At 63.3% G+C, this 19,903-nt stretch carries 22 protein-coding genes, 1 tRNA gene and 1 pseudogene; 11 read left to right on the forward strand and 13 right to left on the reverse strand.

Annotated features, from left to right (window positions below; all coding sequences use genetic code 11):
* Positions 1–10: 10 nt before the first annotated feature.
* Positions 11–1,015: a threonine-phosphate decarboxylase CobD gene (cobD, locus tag L879_RS0119225; RefSeq protein WP_027317516.1), complete on the forward strand. Its 1,005-nt coding sequence runs from the start codon at positions 11–13 to the stop codon at positions 1,013–1,015.
* Between the two features lie 104 nt (positions 1,016–1,119).
* On the opposite strand, the gene L879_RS0119230 is transcribed toward cobD, so the two are convergent.
* The 8 genes and pseudogenes from L879_RS0119230 to L879_RS24420 form a co-directional block, all read right to left on the reverse strand.
* The gene (locus L879_RS0119230) at positions 1,120–1,383 is read right to left on the reverse strand and encodes a hypothetical protein (protein ID WP_027317517.1); all 264 of its coding nucleotides are present in this window, start codon (positions 1,381–1,383) and stop codon (positions 1,120–1,122) included.
* 101 nt (positions 1,384–1,484) lie between these two features.
* Positions 1,485–1,814, reverse strand: a complete 330-nt coding sequence (locus tag L879_RS0119235) for a hypothetical protein (RefSeq protein WP_161634686.1) — start codon at positions 1,812–1,814, stop codon at positions 1,485–1,487.
* Positions 1,815–2,396: 582 nt separating this feature from the next.
* Positions 2,397–2,470: transfer RNA gene (locus L879_RS0119245), tRNA-Gln, on the reverse strand.
* A 312-nt stretch (positions 2,471–2,782) separates the two neighbouring features.
* Positions 2,783–2,992: a response regulator transcription factor gene (locus tag L879_RS24640; protein WP_084021165.1), complete on the reverse strand. Its 210-nt coding sequence runs from the start codon at positions 2,990–2,992 to the stop codon at positions 2,783–2,785.
* 498 nt (positions 2,993–3,490) lie between these two features.
* The gene (locus L879_RS0119260; RefSeq protein WP_027317521.1) at positions 3,491–4,423 is read right to left on the reverse strand and encodes a glycosyltransferase family 2 protein; all 933 of its coding nucleotides are present in this window, start codon (positions 4,421–4,423) and stop codon (positions 3,491–3,493) included.
* 67 nt (positions 4,424–4,490) lie between these two features.
* Positions 4,491–6,044, reverse strand: a complete 1,554-nt coding sequence (locus tag L879_RS0119265; protein ID WP_027317522.1) for a glycosyltransferase — start codon at positions 6,042–6,044, stop codon at positions 4,491–4,493.
* A complete protein-coding gene (locus L879_RS0119270) occupies positions 6,041–6,580 on the reverse strand; it encodes a class I SAM-dependent methyltransferase (RefSeq protein ID WP_027317523.1) in 540 nt (179 codons plus the stop codon). Before L879_RS0119270 ends, L879_RS0119265 begins: the two co-directional genes overlap by 4 nt.
* A 67-nt stretch (positions 6,581–6,647) precedes the next feature.
* Positions 6,648–6,821: pseudogene (locus tag L879_RS24420) on the reverse strand (IS630 family transposase); the annotation flags it as partial.
* 448 nt (positions 6,822–7,269) lie between these two features.
* Between L879_RS24420 and L879_RS22395 the strand changes: the two are divergent.
* On the forward strand, positions 7,270–7,878 hold the full coding sequence (locus tag L879_RS22395; RefSeq protein ID WP_161634687.1) for a calcium-binding protein: 609 nt from the start codon (positions 7,270–7,272) through the stop codon (positions 7,876–7,878).
* 114 nt (positions 7,879–7,992) lie between these two features.
* Here the strand turns inward: L879_RS22395 and ruvX are convergent, their stop codons facing one another.
* Positions 7,993–8,553 (reverse strand): Holliday junction resolvase RuvX, encoded by a 561-nt coding sequence (gene ruvX / locus L879_RS0119285; RefSeq protein ID WP_027317524.1) that lies wholly within the window; start codon positions 8,551–8,553, stop codon positions 7,993–7,995.
* Between the two features lie 220 nt (positions 8,554–8,773).
* On the opposite strand from ruvX, the gene L879_RS0119290 reads away from it, so the two are divergent.
* From L879_RS0119290 to L879_RS0119305, 4 genes are all read left to right on the forward strand, one after another.
* Positions 8,774–9,475: a metal-dependent hydrolase gene (locus L879_RS0119290; protein ID WP_027317525.1), complete on the forward strand. Its 702-nt coding sequence runs from the start codon at positions 8,774–8,776 to the stop codon at positions 9,473–9,475.
* Positions 9,476–9,614: 139 nt separating this feature from the next.
* On the forward strand, positions 9,615–9,902 hold the full coding sequence (gene gatC, locus L879_RS0119295) for an Asp-tRNA(Asn)/Glu-tRNA(Gln) amidotransferase subunit GatC (RefSeq protein WP_027317526.1): 288 nt from the start codon (positions 9,615–9,617) through the stop codon (positions 9,900–9,902).
* Between the two features lie 108 nt (positions 9,903–10,010).
* Positions 10,011–11,525: an Asp-tRNA(Asn)/Glu-tRNA(Gln) amidotransferase subunit GatA gene (gene gatA / locus L879_RS0119300; RefSeq protein WP_027317527.1), complete on the forward strand. Its 1,515-nt coding sequence runs from the start codon at positions 10,011–10,013 to the stop codon at positions 11,523–11,525.
* Positions 11,516–11,830: a hypothetical protein gene (locus tag L879_RS0119305; protein WP_438268096.1), complete on the forward strand. Its 315-nt coding sequence runs from the start codon at positions 11,516–11,518 to the stop codon at positions 11,828–11,830. The genes gatA and L879_RS0119305 overlap by 10 nt, the downstream gene beginning before the upstream one ends.
* On the opposite strand, the gene L879_RS0119310 is transcribed toward L879_RS0119305, so the two are convergent.
* Positions 11,827–12,354 (reverse strand): hypothetical protein, encoded by a 528-nt coding sequence (locus tag L879_RS0119310; RefSeq protein WP_027317529.1) that lies wholly within the window; start codon positions 12,352–12,354, stop codon positions 11,827–11,829. The genes L879_RS0119305 and L879_RS0119310 overlap by 4 nt on opposite strands.
* Positions 12,355–12,497: 143 nt before the next feature.
* Positions 12,498–12,827: a hypothetical protein gene (locus tag L879_RS24035; protein ID WP_154664272.1), complete on the reverse strand. Its 330-nt coding sequence runs from the start codon at positions 12,825–12,827 to the stop codon at positions 12,498–12,500.
* Between the two features lie 220 nt (positions 12,828–13,047).
* On the opposite strand from L879_RS24035, the gene gatB reads away from it, so the two are divergent.
* The 3 genes from gatB (at position 13,048) to L879_RS0119330 (ending at position 16,388) form a co-directional block, all read left to right on the forward strand.
* Positions 13,048–14,523 carry an Asp-tRNA(Asn)/Glu-tRNA(Gln) amidotransferase subunit GatB gene (gatB, locus tag L879_RS0119320; protein WP_027317531.1) on the forward strand — a complete coding sequence of 492 codons (1,476 nt, stop codon included), beginning with the start codon at positions 13,048–13,050 and terminating at the stop codon, positions 14,521–14,523.
* A gap of 63 nt (positions 14,524–14,586) precedes the next feature.
* Positions 14,587–15,225, forward strand: coding sequence for an SGNH/GDSL hydrolase family protein (locus L879_RS0119325; RefSeq protein ID WP_027317532.1), 639 nt, complete (start codon positions 14,587–14,589; stop codon positions 15,223–15,225).
* Positions 15,222–16,388 (forward strand): acyltransferase family protein, encoded by a 1,167-nt coding sequence (locus tag L879_RS0119330; RefSeq protein ID WP_027317533.1) that lies wholly within the window; start codon positions 15,222–15,224, stop codon positions 16,386–16,388. The genes L879_RS0119325 and L879_RS0119330 overlap by 4 nt, the downstream gene beginning before the upstream one ends.
* Before the next feature lie 26 nt (positions 16,389–16,414).
* Here L879_RS0119330 and L879_RS0119335 read toward each other — a convergent pair whose 3' ends face one another.
* Together L879_RS0119335 and L879_RS0119340 are read right to left on the reverse strand one after the other, a co-directional pair.
* Positions 16,415–17,821 carry an adenylate/guanylate cyclase domain-containing protein gene (locus L879_RS0119335; protein WP_027317534.1) on the reverse strand — a complete coding sequence of 469 codons (1,407 nt, stop codon included), beginning with the start codon at positions 17,819–17,821 and terminating at the stop codon, positions 16,415–16,417.
* Between the two features lie 159 nt (positions 17,822–17,980).
* Positions 17,981–18,391: a DUF4345 domain-containing protein gene (locus L879_RS0119340; protein WP_027317535.1), complete on the reverse strand. Its 411-nt coding sequence runs from the start codon at positions 18,389–18,391 to the stop codon at positions 17,981–17,983.
* A gap of 225 nt (positions 18,392–18,616) precedes the next feature.
* Between L879_RS0119340 and L879_RS0119345 the strand changes: the two genes are divergently transcribed.
* The gene (locus tag L879_RS0119345) at positions 18,617–19,258 is read left to right on the forward strand and encodes a glutathione S-transferase family protein (RefSeq protein WP_027317536.1); all 642 of its coding nucleotides are present in this window, start codon (positions 18,617–18,619) and stop codon (positions 19,256–19,258) included.
* Complete coding sequence (locus tag L879_RS0119350) at positions 19,255–19,713, forward strand: GNAT family N-acetyltransferase (RefSeq protein ID WP_027317537.1); 459 nt, start codon at positions 19,255–19,257, stop codon at positions 19,711–19,713. Before L879_RS0119345 ends, L879_RS0119350 begins: the two co-directional genes overlap by 4 nt.
* The last annotated feature ends 190 nt before the right edge of the window (positions 19,714–19,903 follow it).

Raw genomic sequence — 19,903 nt, forward strand, 5'->3', positions numbered from 1 at the left:
GGTGAGGTGGATGAGTGAAGCGCGGATCTGGCACGGGGGCGACCTGGACGAGGCCCGGCGGCTCTTTCCGCAGGCGCCCGAGCCGTGGATCGACCTCTCGACGGGGATCAACCCCATAGCCTATCCCATGCCCTCCTTGCCAGCCTCCTCGTTCGAGCGGCTGCCGTCGCCCGCCGAGCACCGGGACCTGGAGGCGGCTGCGGCCGAGGCCTATGGGGCGGCGCATCCCGCCACGGTGGCGGCGGCTCCGGGAACGCAGATCCTCATCAGCCTCCTGCCGGCCCTGATGCCCCGCGCTCGCGTGGCCGTGCTGGGGCCCACCTATGCGGAACACGCGCAGGCCTGGCGTGGGGCAGGGCACGATGTTGCGGACGTGCAGACCCTGGAGGAAGCCGAGAGCGCGGAGATTCTCGTCCTGGTCAATCCCAACAATCCCGATGGCCGGATCGTCGGCCGGGAGGTGTTGCGCGCGCGCGCGGCGGCCTTGCGCTCGCGCGGGGGCTGGCTCGTGGTCGACGAGGCCTTTGCCGATTTCGAGGCCGGCGAGTCGCTCGTTCCGGTCCTGCCCGAGAACGCCATCGTCCTGCGCTCCTTCGGCAAGACCTATGGATTGGCGGGCGTGAGGCTCGGCTTCGCGGTGGCCGGCGAAACCATGACAGCACGGCTGCGCGCGGCGATGGGACCTTGGGCCGTCTCGGGCCCGGCCCTGATCGTCGGACGTCGGGCCTTGCGGGATCGCGCCTGGCGGGAGACGGCGCTGCGGGATCGCGAGAGGGATGCGCGCCGCCTCGATGCGCTGCTGCGGCCGCTGGCGGACGGGCCCGTTCAAGGCACCTGCCTCTACCGCCTTCTCACGAGCGCGCGCGCGCCGGAGCTTTTCGCGCATCTCGGACGCCACGGAATCTGGGTGCGCCGCTTTCAGTCCGATCCCGCGCGACTCAGATTCGGGTTGCCCGGTTCCGAGGCTGCCTGGCAACGTCTCGGCGATGCGCTGGCGGCCTTTGCAGAACGCTAAAGCATCGGACCCAAAAGTGGACTTGCACTTTTGGGATCCATCCGATCCTTCTCAGGATGCGCTAGAGGAAAGCGGCACGGGACATTTTGCGCCAGAGCGAGCGGTCAGCTTCGCGACCGTCCCAGACGCTTCACGTTGGCGCGGACGCGCTTGCGGTAGCCTTTCACGACCTTGTGCGCGGAGCCTCCGGTTGCGATGGTCAGAGACGCCTCGGCGAAGGCCGAGACCTTTTCCGTCACCATGAGCATGCTTTCCGAGGCGGAGCCCCGGCCCGTGGCGGCCTGGGACAGGCGAACCCAGATCACGATCTGGGATTCGACGGCCAGCATCGCGGTGTCGTTTGCGAGTTTGATCAAAGGCAGAAGCATCTGAAGTCCTAAAAAAGCCCGTTCGGCGCGTGCTCCCGCCGCCCAGCATCGTTACCGGAGATCGATGGCCCCCTTCAACCTCCCACGGTGTCGCTGCGCGCTTACGGGCTGCCCGCCCAGCTGACGAGGGCGCTCGCGGGGTTCCTGTCGGTGGGAACGGCGATCCGGACCGCGGCCGGGGGCGTCGCCCTGGTCATGCAGTCCCGCATGTGGGAGCGGCGGGCATCCTTGATGATCTCGCGATAATCGGTCGTCGACATGTTGCGGGTTCTGAGGATCAGGCGGGTCTCCTTGTAGCAGGCATCCCAGCGCGCCTTGCCTTCGGGAGACGAAGCCCAACCCTGCTCCTGCGCCCAGGCATGCGAGGCGGCCATGGCGGCGGCTGCGAAAACACAGAAAGAGAAGATGCGCATGTGCGGTGCCCACATCATGTGAATTCATTCACGATGCGACTATAACCGCCTTCCGGCCCCGTCGTCCCGTGGAAGGGGCCAAATCAAAAGAGTATCCACCTTTGCCCCACCGCCCGGGGCATAAACGGGCACGAAGGTTTTTCACGGCAGCTGGCTGCACAGGAAGAAGGCGGTGAGCGCCGCCGTCAACGCAATCGCCGCCAAACCTCTGTCGATGAGATCGACCGGAAAAGCCGTGCGATTGAACGTCCGCTTGATCAAGATACTGCGTGCTCCCTGGAACCGGTGGAGGCCGAGCCTGGAGATTCGTCGGGCGCGATCCGAAGAGCCGCGCCAGCGAACAGCCGATGCCGCCGTTCCGCAAGAACGGCTAGCTGTGGCAGGGCGCCTTCAAGTCAACCTTTCGACAGTCGAGAGGCCTTCGACTTTGAGATGAGGGGCCGGGCGCGAGATATCCAGAGCCGGGCACCAGCAGCCATCGCTCGGGGCATGAGAGGGGGGCGAACCGTGGACCCGTTATGTCTCAGCAGCCGTGAAACGGTTGTCTAAAGGCTCGAACCTGGATGCGAGGAAATCGGCTCAGGTCTTCGACGAACAAGATGGCTGGGGGACCTGGATTCGAACCAAGACTAACGGAGTCAGAGTCCGCTGTTCTACCATTAAACTATCCCCCACCATAACCACTTGAAAAACCAATGCTTTTTTAGCTCGGTTTACAAGATCGGGGGTGAAGTTTACAAAACTGCCCCGGCGGTGACGGTCAGATAGGTCCTTTTCTGTTCTCGGTCAAGCCCGTCTCAGCGTCCACCTTAGACAATTTCGAAGCGACGGCGGTTAGCCTCGGCAACGTCCATCTGATCAATGAAGCGGGTGTACCGCTCTACCATCGGCAGGCTTATTCCGATGTCGTTTGCAATAGCCTGGGCCGTATAGCCGGCCCGGCGACGTGTCAGTACGGCCGTCCCGCGAAGGCCATGCAGGGTATGTCATGCCTCCATCGGAACCAGGCCGGTGCGCAGCGCTATGGCGACTGCGTGCGGAGCGTTGCGCGTTCCGATCTTCTTCATGATTGTCTTCCGGTGGACCTTCACGGTTGCCTCTGCCAGATTGAGAGAGCGGCCGGTTGCCTTGCAACTCTGGCCCTCCACCATCTGACGCAGGACCTCCATTTCGCGGAGGTATCGCGCGCTCCTCATGGAGATCCAGCCCGAGGTAGTAGTGGAGCACGCTGTTGGTGTGCCGCGGGGAATCCGGCCAGAGACGACGAGCCACCTTCAGCGTGCAGATCCATGGCGTGTCGCCGCCAGCGAAGAACTCCTGCTCGAAGGTCGTGTTGTGGTGTCCCGCCGGCGCGATGGAGAGGTGATCCGAGACATCCAGACAGCCACCTTGGGCCCTGGCTCGAATGAGCTCTGCGCCAAGATCCCACTCGAACTGAGCAACGTGCCTGATCTGACCATCCGAGGATCTGCCAATTATGCCCTTCGGCATGGTCTCTGGATCATCTGGCAGGAACTGCCCGCGATTCCTGTTCCGCCTCTTTAGAGCTTCCCTGCCGGTGCCTCTGGTAGGGAGGAGCCCTTCTTGGGCGTTTCCTCCCAAACTGCCCTCCTGAGCTTCGGCTCGGGAGGGCCTTTTTGTGTTTTGGCTTGCAGCGATGATCAATTACGACTGCCGTCGTGCGCAACGTGGCCCTACTTTGAGGCCGATTTCCCGTCCTTCGCGCTCTCGCTCTGCTTTGATTTGAGCGCCGCTATTTGCGCATTCCGCTCCTTAATGATCCCGCGCAGCACATGGTTATCTGTCTCCAGCTTCGTGGTCCATTGCTTTAAAGCTGCAAAGTCTTGCTCCAATTTGAGCGTCCACGACTGGGAGTCTTGCAGCGCCGCCTTTAGGTCGTTGACGGCTTCTTCGAGCAGGAGAGCCGTATTGGCTTGCGCAGCACTATGCTGCCGATACTCGAGCAACGGCTTTGCAACATAAACGGGTTCATATCCAGCACCCAACATACGCGCGAAGAGATCCATGTCCTCTGGGCCACGGGTCTTTCTGTAGCCGCCGACATGGTTATAAGCACGCCGTCGGTACATCGAAGATCCGTTGATGAAATTGTCCGTACGAACGTTCGCTATTGCCTCAGGAGACGGCTCTTTGAATTTCCAGTAATAGGCGTCGGAGTCGGTGAGCTTCTCAGCTTTGACACGTCCAGCTAGGTCAGCTGCTCTAGGGCCGAAGATCAACATATCGAAGTATGCCACCCCAGCCTTCGGATTGTTGTCCAGAGCACTACGCAGTTCGCGGATGAATGAAGGGTGTGCGCGGTTATCTGCCCCGATAAACGCAATGTAGTCGCCCGTAGTCAGCTCGACTGCTTTTTTAAAGTTTTCAACGATACCCAGGTTGCGCTGGTTGTAGACCGCCCGAAATATATTCGCATAATCTCGGGGGTGCCGGTCCAAGAACTCGGTAATAACTTCCTTCGATTTGTCGGTTGAGCAGTCATCGATGATGAGCACCTCGATGGGCGCTTCATCTTGGTTTGCGACGGACTGAAGGGCTTCCATCAGGAAGTGTCCATAATTGTAGTTCGGGACAATAATGCTGACGGTGCTTTGTCTTAGCGTCATCTTAAATATCCTGATGCTGGCGCAGGCGCTGATGATCAGACGGCCTGCTCGGTTCGGACTCTTCTCTCTAGCGCACAAGTCTGGCCGCTGCGCTACGGATCCGACGAAGCAAGGAGGGCTGAGGCTTAGGTTGCTTGGGCGGCTCTTTGGCCTTTTTCGTGCGCGCTTTATCGAGCTTGCTCTTCAAGTCCTGCTGCGATCGTCTCAAATCTGCATTTGCCCCTTTAAGCTTTACGATCGCGTCCTTCAACTCATGAATGTCACGATGAAGCTTAGCGGCGAAGGCAGATGTCTCGCTCAGATCGCTTGAGAGCTTATCATTCCTGATCTGGGAGGCGATGAACCCTTTTTTCCATTCGAGCGCAGTCTGCTCCAAAAGGGCGGGCGTCTCCAGACCATCGCGAGTGAAGATCCCGCATTCGATAAGTGGATGGGGTACACGGACGACCTTGCTGCCCACACTAACTTGGCTTTCCCAAGCCTCGCGCCGGAAAATGAAGGCGTCAAGGGGGAGGTGTGATTTCAGCTCCGAAGGCAAGTCCGCTTCAAGGTCCGGCCGGTTGCAAACAAAGATAGCTGAGCCAGCTCGAGCGCTTCTTCCAATTGGCTTGGCTCCGATTTCCTCTGCAATTGCGGAGGCCCGATCGCCAAAGAGAACAAAATCGGAGTGGGCGGCAGATGCATGTGGACTCCGGTCGAGCGCACTTCTCATGTGCTCAATGAAGTCGCTGCGGAGTCGATCTCGTGCGTCAACAAAAGCGACATACTCGGAGCTCGTCAGCTGAAGGGTCTTCGAGACGCTCTGAGCCGGTCCGATCTGTTCCTCATTACGAATAATTCGGACCCGATCTGCGTAGAGGTAAAGGAGGGTCTGAGACGCGTCGGTTGATGCGTCATCGATAATAAATACCTCATCGGGAGCGATGGTCTGTTTGAAAATTGAATCCAGGCATTCAATTAGCCGGTGACCACTGTTGCGGTTGTATACCGCGAGCAAGGTCCGGGTTTTGAACAGATCGTGCTTCTCTGCAAGAAGCAGGCGGGTCAGCCGATGGCGGTCGTCGTCGTTCCCGACGTCGCACGCTAGAGCCCCCTTGAAGCGCTTCGCTACTCCGTCGACGGCGCTCTGGTCAAAATCACCGTGCGGATAGGCAAACCAGTCTAGGTGCGGGCTCGGGAATGCGGCACGAAGTTCGGCGGATGGCGTCAGCTCGCGATCAAGGTCTTCATCCGACAGATTCTGCAGACGCTTATGGGATGCGGTATGCCACTGAACACGCCCACGGTTCGCGGCAAGTAGCTTGAGTTGATCGATGCTTGCGAAGTTACAGGGAGGCTCGACATGTTGGTCGAACCCGTTGTCCTGCCCAACGGTGTCTCCGACGACAAACAGCTCAAATGGATAATTCCATTTCTTCAGGATCGGTAGAGCGTATTCGGCGACATTATCGTAGATACCGTCAAAAGTTATGACGGCGTGGCGAGGGTTTTTGGCATCGTAATCGTCTAGATAAACAACGTCATATGCCTGGAGTGCAGCCATGTCCCGGTTGAACTTGTCAACGGAAACATACCAATAGCTCTTAATCTCTGGATGTACCTTATGATAGCAGAGGATCATTTCTTGTGCACCTCAAGCCGATGAATGTAGTTACGGTATGAGTAGAAAGACGTATCCAGCAGAGTGTAGGGAAATCTTGATGTGGTCCATTCATCGATGTGACAGGAAATAAGGAAGCCATCCTGCTGAAGAAGGTCGTCTACAATCGCGTGTACAAGTGCCGAAGACTGGCCGAGGTATTCCTTGTAAATCACGCCGGTGATGACGATCAGGTCGAACTTGCCGAATTTACTTGCAGTCAGATCAAAAAAGCTTGCCACCTCGAACTTGAAGCGGGCTGCATCTGGGCGGGCTGTTGCTTTGCGGTTAGCTGCGCTGATCGCGCGGCTCGCCAGGTCTATCCCAACGACCTCGCTTCCAGGGAGGTCGAAGGTCACGAACCCGTCGCCACATCCGATGTCCAACGTCCGTTGCGGCGTCAATGTCGGCAGGACTTCGCTCAGGCGGCGTTTGCGGACTACGTCGTCGGGGGTCGTCTCATAATCCCATGGGTCGTCGCGATCGTAGAATTCGTCGAGATCAGTAGCGGTTTTCACAGGAGATACCCCGATTTTTGAACCGAGCCCAGCTAACACCCTTTCAACAGTGATACAATAGTTCCAATTTTGGCATGTGAACCGCCAGATTATCGAGGATCATCACGTCGCCTGTGTGCAGCGTCGGCGCGAGCTGCGTCTCGATGTAAGCCTCGAACGCTAATCGAGTGATCGGACCATCAATCACCCACGGGGCGCTCAGCTCGCTGCACCGCACCCCTGCGATGAACGTGTGGGTTTTCGGGAGCGACATTGTGCGCTGAAAGGCCAGGGGTGAGGAAGATCAGGCGTGTTTACAAGGTGCCAAGAATGCTTTGGAAATTGGCGGACCTTAGAGGTCAATCTTGTAAACTGGGACGAGGTTGAAAGCCTTGCAGACAAAGACAAAACGGCCCAAGAGCCGTTGTTCTACCATTAAACTATCCCCACCGAAGCCATTGAAATTCTTTGCCTTTCTGAGCGGGCGAGATGCGTCCGAGGCAAGAATTGGGCGCCAGCGTCTGTGGTGGCGCTGAGATAGGAGGCTTTTGCGGGCTCGTCAAGCTTTGAAATTGGAACGGCAACGGCTCCGCCCTGTCCGGAGAGGGCGCGTTACCTCTCCAGACTGAGTTGCTACGGGACAGGCGGATTGATACCAGTGCCGTTGGGACAGATAACGAACAGCGCATCATTCAAGGGGAATGGTTTTCATGGCAACGATCAAGCCCAAGCCCGACGGAACCGCCAAGGGAACGTCCGCAGCCGATACGATTACCGGCTCGGGCATTGCCAATATATTTGCAGGCTTCGGGGGCAACGACACCCTGGACGGCGCGGGCGGCGCTGACGTGATCGACGGCGGCTCCGGCAACGACAGGATCTATGGCGGCAGCGGGAACGACATCCTCGGGGGTGATTCCGGCAACGACTGGATCAATGGCGGCGGCGGCGGCGACTTCCTGGTCGGTGGGGCCGGGCGCGATACCCTGACCGGCGGGAGCGGCAAGGACTTCTTCATCTTCGATACGAAGCCCGCGAAGACGGCCATCGACACCATCGCCGATTTCAGCGTCAGGGACGACACGATCATGCTCGACAAGGGCATCTTCAAGGTTTCCGCCACGTCGAAGGGCATGATGTCGTCGAGCGCCTTCTGGACCGGCTCCAAGGCTCACGATGCGAATGACCGCATCATCTTCAACAAGAGCACGGGCGCTCTTTACTACGATCCGGACGGCACGGGTGCGAAGGCGGCGGTCCAGATCGCCAAGCTCGATAAGGGGCTGAAGCTGACCTACAAGGATTTCCTCTTCTTCTGAGGGGGGAGAGCATTTTTCGGCGAAGTGGATCCGGTTCGCCGTCAAAGATGCGGCACACCCAATAAGAGTGACGATTCCATCCCAATGGAAACGGCTTTAGAGAAGCATCGGATCCTACTCGTCCATCGCGCCGCCTTCGGGCGGCGTTTCCATGTCGAGACCTTCCCGGAGTGTGGCTTCGTCCTGTGCGGCTTCCCGGTCGGCGTCGATCCGCTCGTAGCGGTCGAGCGCGCCTTGCAGGATGTAGGCGGCGGCCATCTTGTCCACCGCGTCCGCCCGCTTGGCGCGGGAGGCATCCGCGTCGAGCAGCGTGCGGGTCACCACCATGGTGGACATGCGCTCGTCCCAGAACAGCACGGGCAGGGGCAGGAGCGGCTTGAGATTGCGCACGAAGGCGCGGGTGGCCTGCGAGCGGGGGCCTTCCGAGCCGTCCATGTTGAGCGGCAGGCCGAAGACCAGGCCGCCGACCTCGTAGCGCCCGACCAGTTCCTTGATGCGCGCCACGTCGGGGGTGAACTTCACCCGCTTGATCGTCTCTAACGGAGTCGCGATCCGCCGCTCCACGTCCGACAGGGCGAGGCCTATGGTCTTGGTGCCGAGGTCCACGCCCATGAGGCGCGCGCGGGGCGGCAGGCCGTCGATGAAGGCGACCAGTTCGTCGTCATTGGCGATCATGGAAGCCTCCTCGTGCCGCCTGCGCAACCCTGCCAGTATAGACGAAGTCGCCCGGCGTCGAGAGCGGCGCAGGGCGGGAAGGCCTCGATCGCGGCTTTTCTCCGGCGCGGTTCGCGGCTATTGCCGTGCCTTTCGAAACCTGAGCCTGTATATGTTCCCCGAGAACGTGGCCTGCTGCGGATTGCGCTCCATATCCGCAGCCTGAAACGAGGGTTATTCCATGAAAATCACGTGGTTCGGCCATTCCGCCTTCCGGCTCGACTTCGCCGGCAAGGGCGTGCTCATCGATCCGTTCTTCACCGGCAATCCCGCCTTTTCCGGCGACAAGGCGAAGATCGCCGAGGGCGTGACCCATATCCTCATCACCCATGGCCACGGCGATCACGTGGGCGACAGCCTCGACATCGCCAAGACGACGGGCGCCAAGGTGGTGACGAATTTCGACCTCTGCATGTATCTCGCCAAGCAGGGCCTGGAGAACTTCGATACCATGAACACGGGCGGCACGACGGACCAGGGCGGATTCACGGTCACCCTGGTGCGGGCCGACCATTCGGCGGGCCTCGTGGAGATGGACGTGAACTTCCCCCTCGGGAACGCCAACGGCATCATCGTGAAGGCACCGGGGGAGCCGACAATCTATCACATGGGCGACACGGATATCTTCGGCGACATGGCCCTGATCGCGGAGATCCACAAGCCGGACGTCGTGATCGTGCCCATCGGCGACCGCTTCACCATGGGTCCCGAGGTCGCGGCGCTGGCGGTCGAGCGCTATTTCGGCAACGCGAAGGCGGCCATTCCCTGCCACTACGCCTCCTTCCCGCCGCTGGTCCCCAATGCCGACCGCTTCGTGGCGGCCCTGGAGGGCAAGGGCGTTCAGGTCGTGGTGCCGCACAAGACCGTAGGCGTGACTGTTTAGGAAGCCGTCTGAACGCCATCATTCCGGGGCGGCCACAGGCCGAACCCGGAATGACAGAGAGGCCCACATCCGCCGTTGCCCCCCGGCGCGGGCGGGTGCTATAGCCCGGCCATCGGATTTCCAAGGGGTATGACCATTCATGTCGGTCGATGAGAAAACGGTCCGCCGCATCGCCCATCTGGCGCGCATTGCCGTGACGGATGAGGAGGTGCCTCATCTCCAGGGCGAGATCAACGCGATTCTGTCCTTCGTCGAGCAACTGGGCGAGGTGAACGTGGACGGCGTGGAGCCGATGACCTCCGTCACCCCCATGGTCATGAAGAAGCGCCAGGACGGCGTCACCGACGGCGGCTACCCGGAGAAGATCGTCCAGAACGCCCCCGCCACGGAAGACAGCTTCTTCCTGGTGCCGAAGGTGGTCGAGTAAGAGCCTGCCGTCCCGGCCAAAGCGCCAGCGCCGGGCTCGTGCGAACCAGTTTTTTCAAGACGATCCGGGATCGCTGCACGGCGGCGTCCGGGAGACCAGGGTGATCCAGTGACCGAACTGACCCATCTCACCATTGCCGAGGCCCGCGACGGCCTGAAGGCCAAGTCCTTCTCCGCGACGGAGCTCGCTCAGGCCCATCTCGCCGCCATGGAGAAGGCGCGCGCGCTCAACGCCTATGTGCTCGAGACGCCGGAACAGGCGCTCGCCATGGCCAAGGCCTCCGACGAGAGGATCGCCAGGGGCGAGGCTGGGGCTCTGGAGGGCATTCCGCTTGGCATCAAGGACCTGTTCTGCACGGAGGGCGTGACGACGACCGCCGGCTCGAAGATCCTCGGCAACTTCAACCCGCCTTACGAATCCACCGTCACCCGGAACCTCTGGAACGACGGCGCGGTCATGCTCGGCAAGCTCAACCTGGACGAGTTCGCCATGGGCTCCTCCAACGAGACCAGCGCCTTCGGGCCGGTCGTCTCGCCCTGGCGGCGCCAGGGCTCGAACGTGAGCGCGGGGGCCTCGGGGGCCATCGAAGGCACCCATCTCGTTCCCGGCGGCTCCTCGGGCGGCTCCGCGGCCGCCGTGGCGGCGCATCTGTGCCTGGGCGCCACCGCGACCGATACCGGCGGCTCGATCCGCCAGCCCGCGGCCTTCACCGGCACGGTCGGCATCAAGCCGACCTACGGGCGCGTCTCCCGCTGGGGCACCGTGGCCTTCGCCTCGTCCCTGGACCAGGCGGGCCCCATCGCCCGCACGGTGCGGGACGCGGCCATCATGCTGCGCTCCATGTCCGGCCCCGACGCCAAGGACACCACCTGCGTGGACTTGCCCGTGCCCGATTTCGAGGCCGCCGTCTCGCGCGGCGTGAAGGGCCTCAAGATCGGCATTCCGAAGGAGTACCGCGTCGACGGCATGTCGCCCGAGATCGAGAAGCTCTGGCACCAGGGCGCGGAATGGCTGCGCGCTGCGGGCGCCGAGATCGTCGAGGTCTCCCTGCCGCACACCAAATACGCGCTGCCCGCCTATTACATCGTGGCCCCGGCGGAAGCCTCCTCGAACCTCGCCCGCTACGACGGCGTCCGCTACGGCCTGCGCGTGCCGGGCAAGGATATCGTGGACATGTACGAGAAGACCCGCGCCGCCGGTTTCGGCCGCGAGGTCAAGCGCCGCGTCATGATCGGCACCTACGTGCTCTCGGCGGGCTATTACGACGCCTATTACGTGCGGGCGCAGAAGCTGCGCACCCTCATCAAGCGCGACTTCGAGCAGGTCTACGCCCAGGGCATCCACGCGATCCTCACCCCCGCCACGCCGTCCTCCGCCTTCGGCATCGGCGAGAAGGGCTCGGGCGATCCGGTCGAGATGTACCTCAACGACATCTTCACGGTGACGGTGAACATGGCGGGGCTGCCCGGCATCGCCGTTCCGGCCGGGCTCGATTCCCAGGGCCTGCCCCTCGGCCTCCAGCTCATCGGCCGCGCCTTCGACGAGGAGACCCTCTTCGCCGCCGGGCAGGCCATCGAGGACGCCGCGGGCCGCATCAAGCTGCCCCAGGCCTGGTGGGCTTGAATCGCGTGCCTCCGACCGTTCCCGTCGTCCATCTCTGGGACTGGCTGCCCGCGGCCTTCGATCCTGTCCTGATCCTCGTCGCCGTCTGGCTCGGCTGGAAGGCCGACCAGTTCGGCAAGGTCATGATCGTCGCGCTTGCCGCCTTCGGCGTCTCGGTCTTCGTCTCCTGGATCGTCAGCAGCCTCGGCCTGCCCTGGATCGCGCCAGTGCGGTCCGATGCGCTGACGCTCTTCCCCGTCCGGCTGATCGCCGCCATGCTCTGGGCGAGCGGCGCCTACGCATTTCGGCGGGCGGCGAAGGGTTAAGTTTCCGCGAGCCCCGCGCCGGAGCCCGCAGGGTTTCCCAGCGCCGAGGCGATCTCGGCCAGGGTGGCCTTCTCGGCATCGCTGACGGCGACGCCGCCGAAGCCGAGAAAGCCGCCTTCCTTGCCGGCTTCCGCCGATTTCTGGGCGACGCTCCAGAGCCACGCCTTGAAGGCGGATGCTTCCTCGGGCGCCTTGGCGTCGAGCAGATTCGAGACGGCTCCCAACTCCTCGATCGCCTTCCGCTTGACGTCGGCGAACGGGCTGCCCTTGAACTGGGCCTGGAAGGACTCGCGCACGGCGTTGCGGGTTTCGGTGTTGCCGATATCGTCGGCCACGGCCTTCACGAGAGGCGCCGCCTGCGCATCCTGCTTGGCTTCGAGCAGCGCCCAGCCGCTGGACATGGATTCCTGCAACAGGCTCCAGAGCCCGCCCGGATCGGCGGCGGTGATCGCCATGCTGGCCACCACGGGGCTGGCCACGAGGCGGGACCATTCTTCGGGGGTGAAGCTCGACTTGTTCGCCATCGCGCGGCTCCTGAGGGTCGGAGGATTCCTCAAGCGTAACCGTCGATGCTCCGCACTGGTTCCCCGCACGGCACCGGATCAAAAGAATGGGCCTGACCGCAGGGTCAGGCCCATTCTCGCAGTGTCGACGCGAGACGCTTACGTTACTGCGGGTTGGCCGGGGCCGACGGAGTGGCCGGAGCCGAAGGATTGGCCGGGGCGGCGGGGGCCGCCGGCGAGGAAGGCGTGGTCGGAGTCGCCGGGGCGGTCGAACCGGTGCTCGGCGAGGAGCGTTCGATCTGAGAGCCGGTGCTGCCGGTCGTGCTGGGCTCTTTGCTGCCGCCGTCATAGAACAGGAAGGCGAGCAGGCCCAGGGCGATAACAAGACCGCCGATCACATAAGCAAGAGTATTCGAGCTGCGACCGGAGGTATCGTAGACATTCGTCTCGCGATTGTAGACATTGGGTTCGCGATCCATGGGATCCATAGCCATTTTGAAGCTCCTTGACCGTTTTACCTCCCGAACAACGCCGAATGCGGAGAGCGGTTTCATCGCAGCGTGGCAATTATTTTCGAAATCTGTGCATAAGGTTCGGAACATCTTGAGGATCGATCCGTCAGTCTGAACATCCGTTCATCTTGAAGGGGGTTGACCCGTTTGGGCGTCGCTCTTACTCCGGGCTGAAACGGCGAGAGATAAAGGCGCGAGGCTCATGAACGCTCCGGTCAACCCCAAGAAGCTCATCAAAGGCGCGACAGGCGATTGGGAAATCGTCATCGGCATGGAGATCCATGCCCAGGTGACGAGCCAGGCGAAGCTCTTCTCCGGCGCCTCGACGGCTTTCGGAGGCGATCCGAACAGCCATGTGTCCCTGGTGGACGCGGCCATGCCCGGCATGCTGCCCGTCATCAACGAGGAATGCGTGCGGCAGGCGATCCGCACGGGGCTCGGCCTCAAGGCCGAGATCAACCTGAGAAGCACCTTCGACCGGAAGAACTATTTCTATCCGGACCTGCCGCAGGGCTACCAGATCAGCCAGTACAAGAGCCCCATCGTGGGCGAGGGCGAGGTGATCGTGGACGTGCCGGAAACGGGCGAGACGATCACGGTGCGCATCGAGCGCCTGCATCTCGAGCAGGACGCGGGAAAGTCGATCCACGACCTGCACCCCACCATGAGCTTCGTTGATCTCAACCGTTCCGGCGTGGCGCTGATGGAGATCGTGTCGAAGCCCGACCTGCGCTCGGCGGACGAGGCGCGCGCCTATGTCACCAAGCTGCGCACGATCCTGCGCTATCTCGGCACCTGCGACGGCGACATGGAGAAGGGCAACCTCCGCGCCGACGTGAACGTGTCCGTGCGCCGTCCCGGCGAGGAGCTCGGCACCCGCTGCGAGATCAAGAACGTCAACTCCATCCGCTTCATCGGCCAGGCCATCGAATACGAGGCGCGCCGCCAGATCGCGATCCTGGAGGATGGCGGCGTCATCGAGCAGGAGACCCGTCTCTACGATCCCGGCAAGGGCGAGACGCGCTCCATGCGCTCGAAGGAAGAAGCGCACGATTACCGCTACTTCCCCGATCCCGATCTGCTGCCGCTCGAATTCGACCGGGCCTATGTGGACGAGCTCGCCCGGCACCTGCCGGAGCTGCCCGACGAGAAGAAGGCGCGGTTCATGGCGTCCTACGGGCTTCCGGCCTATGACGCCGGCGTGCTCGTGGCCGAGCGCGCCTCCGCCGACTTCTACGAGGAAGTCGCCAGGGGCCGCGACGGCAAGGCCGCCGCGAACTGGGTGATCAACGAGCTGTTCGGCCGCCTCAACAAGGAGGGCAAGGACATCGCGTCCTCGCCCGTCTCCGCCGCGCAGCTCGGCGCGGTCATCGACCTCATCGGCGAGGGCGTGATCTCCGGCAAGATCGCGAAGGACCTGTTCGACATCGTCTTCACCGAGGGCGGCGATCCGCGCGAGATCGTGGAGAAGCGCGGCATGAAGCAGGTGACCGACATGGGCGCCATCGAGAAGGCCGTGGACGAAATCATCGCCGCCAACCCCGACAAGGTGGAGCAGGCCAAGGCCAAGCCGACCCTGCTCGGCTGGTTCGTCGGCCAGACCATGAAGGCCACGGGCGGCAAGGCCAACCCGCAGGCCCTCAACGAGATCCTGAAAGCCAAGCTCGGGATCGAGTAAGGCCATCGGCCGTCCCGGCGGAACGCACATGCCTCCGCCGGGTTCTCGCAGGGCGCAGACGCCATGACCTCGCAGCCCAACCCCTTCGCCCCGCACTGGCTGATCCGCGACATCGTGATCGGGTCGCATCGCGCCGCCGTGGGGCCGGGCGGACTGCTCTTCGTGGGCGACTCCCTCGTCGAGGGTTTCTACGGGAACCGCATCGGCGCGCTGCCCGTGCTCAATGCGGGCTATTCCGGCATCTGGACCGAGGCGCTGGAGCCCCGGGTGCCGCTGCTGCTCCAATCGGCAAGGCCCCGCCTCGCGGCGCTTCTCGTCGGCACGAACGATGCCAAGAAGGATTGTTCGGAGAGCGCCCTCGACGCCGTGGCCGCGCATTTCGACACCATCGTCCGGCATTTCGAGACGGCCTCGGTACCCGTCATCGTGATGACGCCGCCGCCCGTCGAGAAGGCCAAGCGCCTCACGGGGTTCTATTCGCCCGAGGCCATGGCGTCCCTGAGCCGCCGGATCGCGACGGCGGCCCAAGGGCGCGCCGCCGCCCTCGTCGACCTGCATAAGGCCTTCGCCTGCGAGGACGGCGCGGCGCGGGAGGGCATGACCACGGACGGCATCCACCTCTCGGCGCAGGCCTATCGCCTGATGCATGCTATGCTCGAGCGGACGATCACGGAGCTGACGGCTCGAGGAGAGGGGCGATGAAGGGGCTGGAACCGCCTGCGGAGGGAAAGGCCGGGTCGCACTGGCCGTTTCTCGACCTCCTGCGCTTCGGCGCGGCTCTGCTGGTGCTGATCGGGCATACGCGCGGCCTGGTCTTCGTGAGCTTCCAGGATATCGCGCAGGCCGGTCTCGCGACGAAGGCGTTCTACTTCCTGACGGGCATTCATCGCGAGGGCGTCGCAATCTTCTTCGCCGTCAGCGGCTTCCTCGTGGGCGGGGCCGCATGGCGCGCGATCCGGGACGGGCGCTTCACGGCGCGGACTTATTTCGCGAGCCGCTTCGCGCGCATTTACATCGTGCTTCTGCCCGCGCTCGCCCTGACCGTGCTGCTCGACTGGATCGGGCGCACGTACCTGATCGACACGCGCTTCTTCAGCGAGCGGCCCCTGGAGCCCATCGACGTCACGTCGCATTGGAGCTGGGGACAGATGGCCTGCAACGTCGCTGCCGTGCAGGGCATCTTCTGCAAGCCCCTCGGCCCCAATCCGCCGCTCTGGTCGCTCGGCTACGAATGGGTGTTCTATCTTCTCGCCCCCGTCCTGTTCGGCCTCTGCCTCGCGAAGATTCCGCGCGCCGCCAAAGTGGCAGCTGTCGCGCTCCTGTTTGTGGCGATGTCCCATTTCGCGGGCGGCATGCTGCGATGGGTGCCCTGGCTCGCGATCTGGCTTGGCGGCGCATTCGCCGCGCAAGTGGCCCGCGAACGCGACCTTCCGATCCTCGTGGGGCTCCTGGGCCTCGGGGCGGTCATGGCGGGCTTCGTCCTCTCGCGCCTGCAGATCGTGCCCGTCTATGGAACCGATCTCATGGTCGGCCTGGGAGCGGGGCTTGCGATCGCAAACCGCAGGCTCCTGTCCTGGTGCCCGTTGCGCGGCCCTGTGCGCACGGGAGCGGATTTCTCCTATTCTCTTTACCTGATCCATGTGCCCGTCGCAGTCCTTGCTGGCGGAATGCTCGAACGGCTCGGAGGGCCTTCCGTCCTGGCTCCTCCGGGACCTGTCGCCTATGCGGTCTTCGCCGCGCTCCTGGGGGCGGCCCTCGCAACGGCTTTCCTGTTCTCCCTCGTCACCGAACGCCACACCGACCGGCTGCGCCGCCTCCTCGTCGGGCGACGAGCCTTGACGGCGACGATGCCGAAACCGGCCTGAGATCGCATCGTTCACGCCATCTCGGCTTACGGGATTTCGTAAACCGAAAACGCGTCGTTCAATCCGCGCAGGGACGTTTTCTGCAAGGCGGGGTGAAGACCCCGCTGCGCGATGATCTGCGAGGCGTCGGGATTCTCGACCACCGAGCCCGTGGCGAAGATCGAACGCGACATGGCGAGCCCCTGGACGCGGGAGGCGATGTTGACCGTCTGGCCGAAATAGTCCTGCCGGTCGTTCAGGGTCACGGCGAGGCACGGGCCTTCATGAATGCCGATCTTGAGCAGAAGATCCTCGCTGCCGCGCTGCTCGTTGAGCGCACGCATCGCCTCGCGCATCCGCAGGGCGGCGGAAACGGCGTGGTCCGGCGTCGGGAAGGTCGCCATCACCGCATCGCCGATGGTCTTCACCACCGCTCCGGATTCGGAGGCCACGATCTCGTTCAGAACGTCGAAATGCGAGCGCACAAGATCATAGGCCACGAGATCGCCCACGCGCTCGTAGAGTTGCGTGGAGCCCTTCAGGTCCGTGAACAGGAAGGTGAGGCTCGTAATCTTGAGGCGCTGGTCGATGTCGAGCGTGTCGGTGCGGTAGAGGTCGCGGAAGGTCTGGTTGGTGAGCAGGCGCTTCGCCGTGAGGAAGGGGCGCCGCCGCTCCAGCATCCGGTGCAGCTTGTCGCCAGCGACCCAGACGGCGGGCAGGACGCGCCGGTTGGTGCGGTTCTCGATGGAGATGCGCAAGGGGCCGGGGCGCATCGTCAGGGCCTGGTTCTGCGGATGCGCCTCGTTGATGACGAGCGACAGGCTCTGGCGCTCGCGGGTGGGCTCGCCCTTGACGTCGATGAACTGGGCCGCATGCGTGACCGGCTCGAAGACGATCACGAACTCCGCCGGAAGCTGAAGGGACATGATCGCCCTTTCGCCCGGCGGAAGCTCGACGGCGTCGAGGACGACCTCGTCGATCAGGCGCTCGAAATCCTCGGGCAGGTCGACGCCGGAGCCCCAGAAGATCTGACGGGCATATTCATGCATCGGGAGGGTGTCGGGGTCGTGCGCCGCGATCTTGCGCACGCGCGGGTTCACCGTGAACGTGACCTCCACCATCTCGTCGAGGGTCGGCTCGTAGCCGGCGGCGCAGAGCGCGCAGCTGTATTCGCTGCGGTTCACGGATTTCAGGCTGGTTCCGGCATCGAGCACGCTCCCGCAGCCGGGGCAGAGCACGTTCCAGGACATCTCGAACAATCCGAGCCGCGAAGCGTGCAGGAAGGCCGCGATGACGCGGTCTTCGTCGAAGCCGTTCCGGGCGGCGAAGGCGAGGGCGTTGATCCGGTTCAATTCATGATCCGGCGCATCGCGGATCAGGCGCTCGATGGCATCGACGATGTCGCCGTCGGCGGATTGACGAAGGATCGCGAGGAGTTTCTGGTCTTCGCTCATGGCAGCCTCCTTCGAGGCGCAACTTATCGGGGGGGCGGCGTTGCGAGAGGGATTCAGGCGCGCTGCGTCGCCACACATCTCGGCTGCGCGTTCCTAAAAAGGATGCTCCCCTAATCCGGCAATGTCAGGGCAGCGGAAGCGGAGGGGAGGGTGGCGGCGTTACCTCTCCGCGACGCCGTAAGCGTCGGCGTAGCGGTTGGCGATCCGCGTCTGCCACAGGCAGAGCACGGGGGCGACGACGAGCTCGATGAACAGGCCGCCCACCATGAAGAACGAGGGCAGGCCGGTCAGGACGAGGCCGATCAGGCGGCTCAGGCCTCCGATCACCACCAGCAGCGTCAGGAGCCGGAAACGGCCGGTTCGGATCTCGATGGAGGGCAGGGTGCTCCAGAAACAGAGGCCGATGCCCAGGAGCAGGCCGGACATGAAGCGGAAATGGCTTTCCGCCGAAATGCTCACCGCATCCCCCGTGAGCGCCTGCCCGAAGAGGACGCCGTAAAGCCCCGTCGCCACGGGAAGGGCGGCGACGATCGCCACGCTCTGCTGCAGCAGCTTCTTCTCGCGTTCCATATTCGCCATGACGTCCTCCTGCCTGTGAGATTTTGATCCTTTCGCGGCCGGATGCAATCCATTCCCGTCGCGGACGGCGAAAGAAGGCCTTTTTCCGGGTCTGGCCGATGCGCCTCCTGTTGATGGGCCATCGTCCGGCCCGGAAAAGCGTGGTCCCTTCACCGGGCGATGCGCTAGGTTTCATGCAACGAAACACCCGCAACGACCTTCAAGGGAGGATCTGTCATGCCGGCACGGTTCGAGCTTCACGGCATCGCCTTCTCGGGGCCGACCTACAAAGTCGGCCTGATGCTCACCCTCGCGGGCGAGCCCTTCGATTACGTGCACGTGAACATGATGGCGGGCGAGCACAAGCAGGCGGCGCACATGGCGCGGCAGCGCTACGGCCAGGTGCCGCTCCTCGTCGACAGAAGCAACGGGCGGCACTTGTGCCAGTCGGCGGCGATCCTGGAATATCTGGCCGACATGACGGGCCGGTTCGGCGGCGCGACGCTCGACGAGCGCCTTCAGGCGCGCGAATGGCTCTACTGGGACTTCGACCGGCTGGCCTCGCAGATCTATCGCGCCCGCACGATCAAGCTCGGCATCCGCCCGGCTCATCCGGAAGTCTATGAGGCCCATGTCGCCGGCGGAAACGCCGCCCTGAAGGTGCTCGATCAGCATCTTACGGGACGCAGCTGGGTCGTCGGCGAGAGCGCGACCATCGCCGATATCGATCTTTACGGGGTCGTCGCCTATGCGGGCGAGGCGGGGATCGACCTGGCGCCCTATGCGCAGATCGCGCCCTGGATGGCGCGCGTAGAGGCCTTGCCCGGCTTCAAGGGGCCGCGCGACCTGTTGCCCATGGAATCCCGCGAGGCGGCATGAGCGATCTTTCGATCCGCGAAGCGCGGGCGGACGATCTCGAAGCGATCATCCGCCTGCATGAGGAGGACGAATTGGGCACGCACGGCGATGTCTGGTCGCCCGAGACGCGGCCTGCCTACGAGGCCGCCTTCGCGGCCATCGCACGCAGCCCCGAGAACAGGCTGTTCGTGGCCGTGGACGGCGGTGAGGTCGTGGGCACCTTCCAGCTCACTTTCATTCCGAACCTGACGGGGCGCGGCTCCATGCGCGTGAAGGTGGAGAGCGTGAAGGTCAAGGCCGCGCGGCGCTCGGGCGGCATCGGCGCCCGGATGATGGCCTTCGCGGAGGAGTATTCCCGCAGCCACGGCGCGGCGGCGATGGAGCTCACCTCCAACAAGACCCGCAAGGACGCCCACCGCTTTTACCAACGGCTGGGATTTTCCATGTCGCACGAAGGGTTCAAGAAGAAGCTTTGAAGCCGTCCAAAGGCTGCGGGGGCTGTGCTTCGCTCAACGTTCGCAGCTCGTGCGGCGCAGCCACAGGGGATCTCCGGAGAGGCGGGAGGGCCGGAGCGCGCTCGAGCATCGTTCGGCAAAGCGGATCCGCTTTGCCGTCAGAAAAAGCGGCTTAGCAAGGAAAAAGACGAGAGCCGGTTCCGCATCCGTG

Source organism: Microvirga flocculans ATCC BAA-817, assembly GCF_000518665.1.
Classification (GTDB): domain Bacteria; phylum Pseudomonadota; class Alphaproteobacteria; order Rhizobiales; family Beijerinckiaceae; genus Microvirga; species Microvirga flocculans.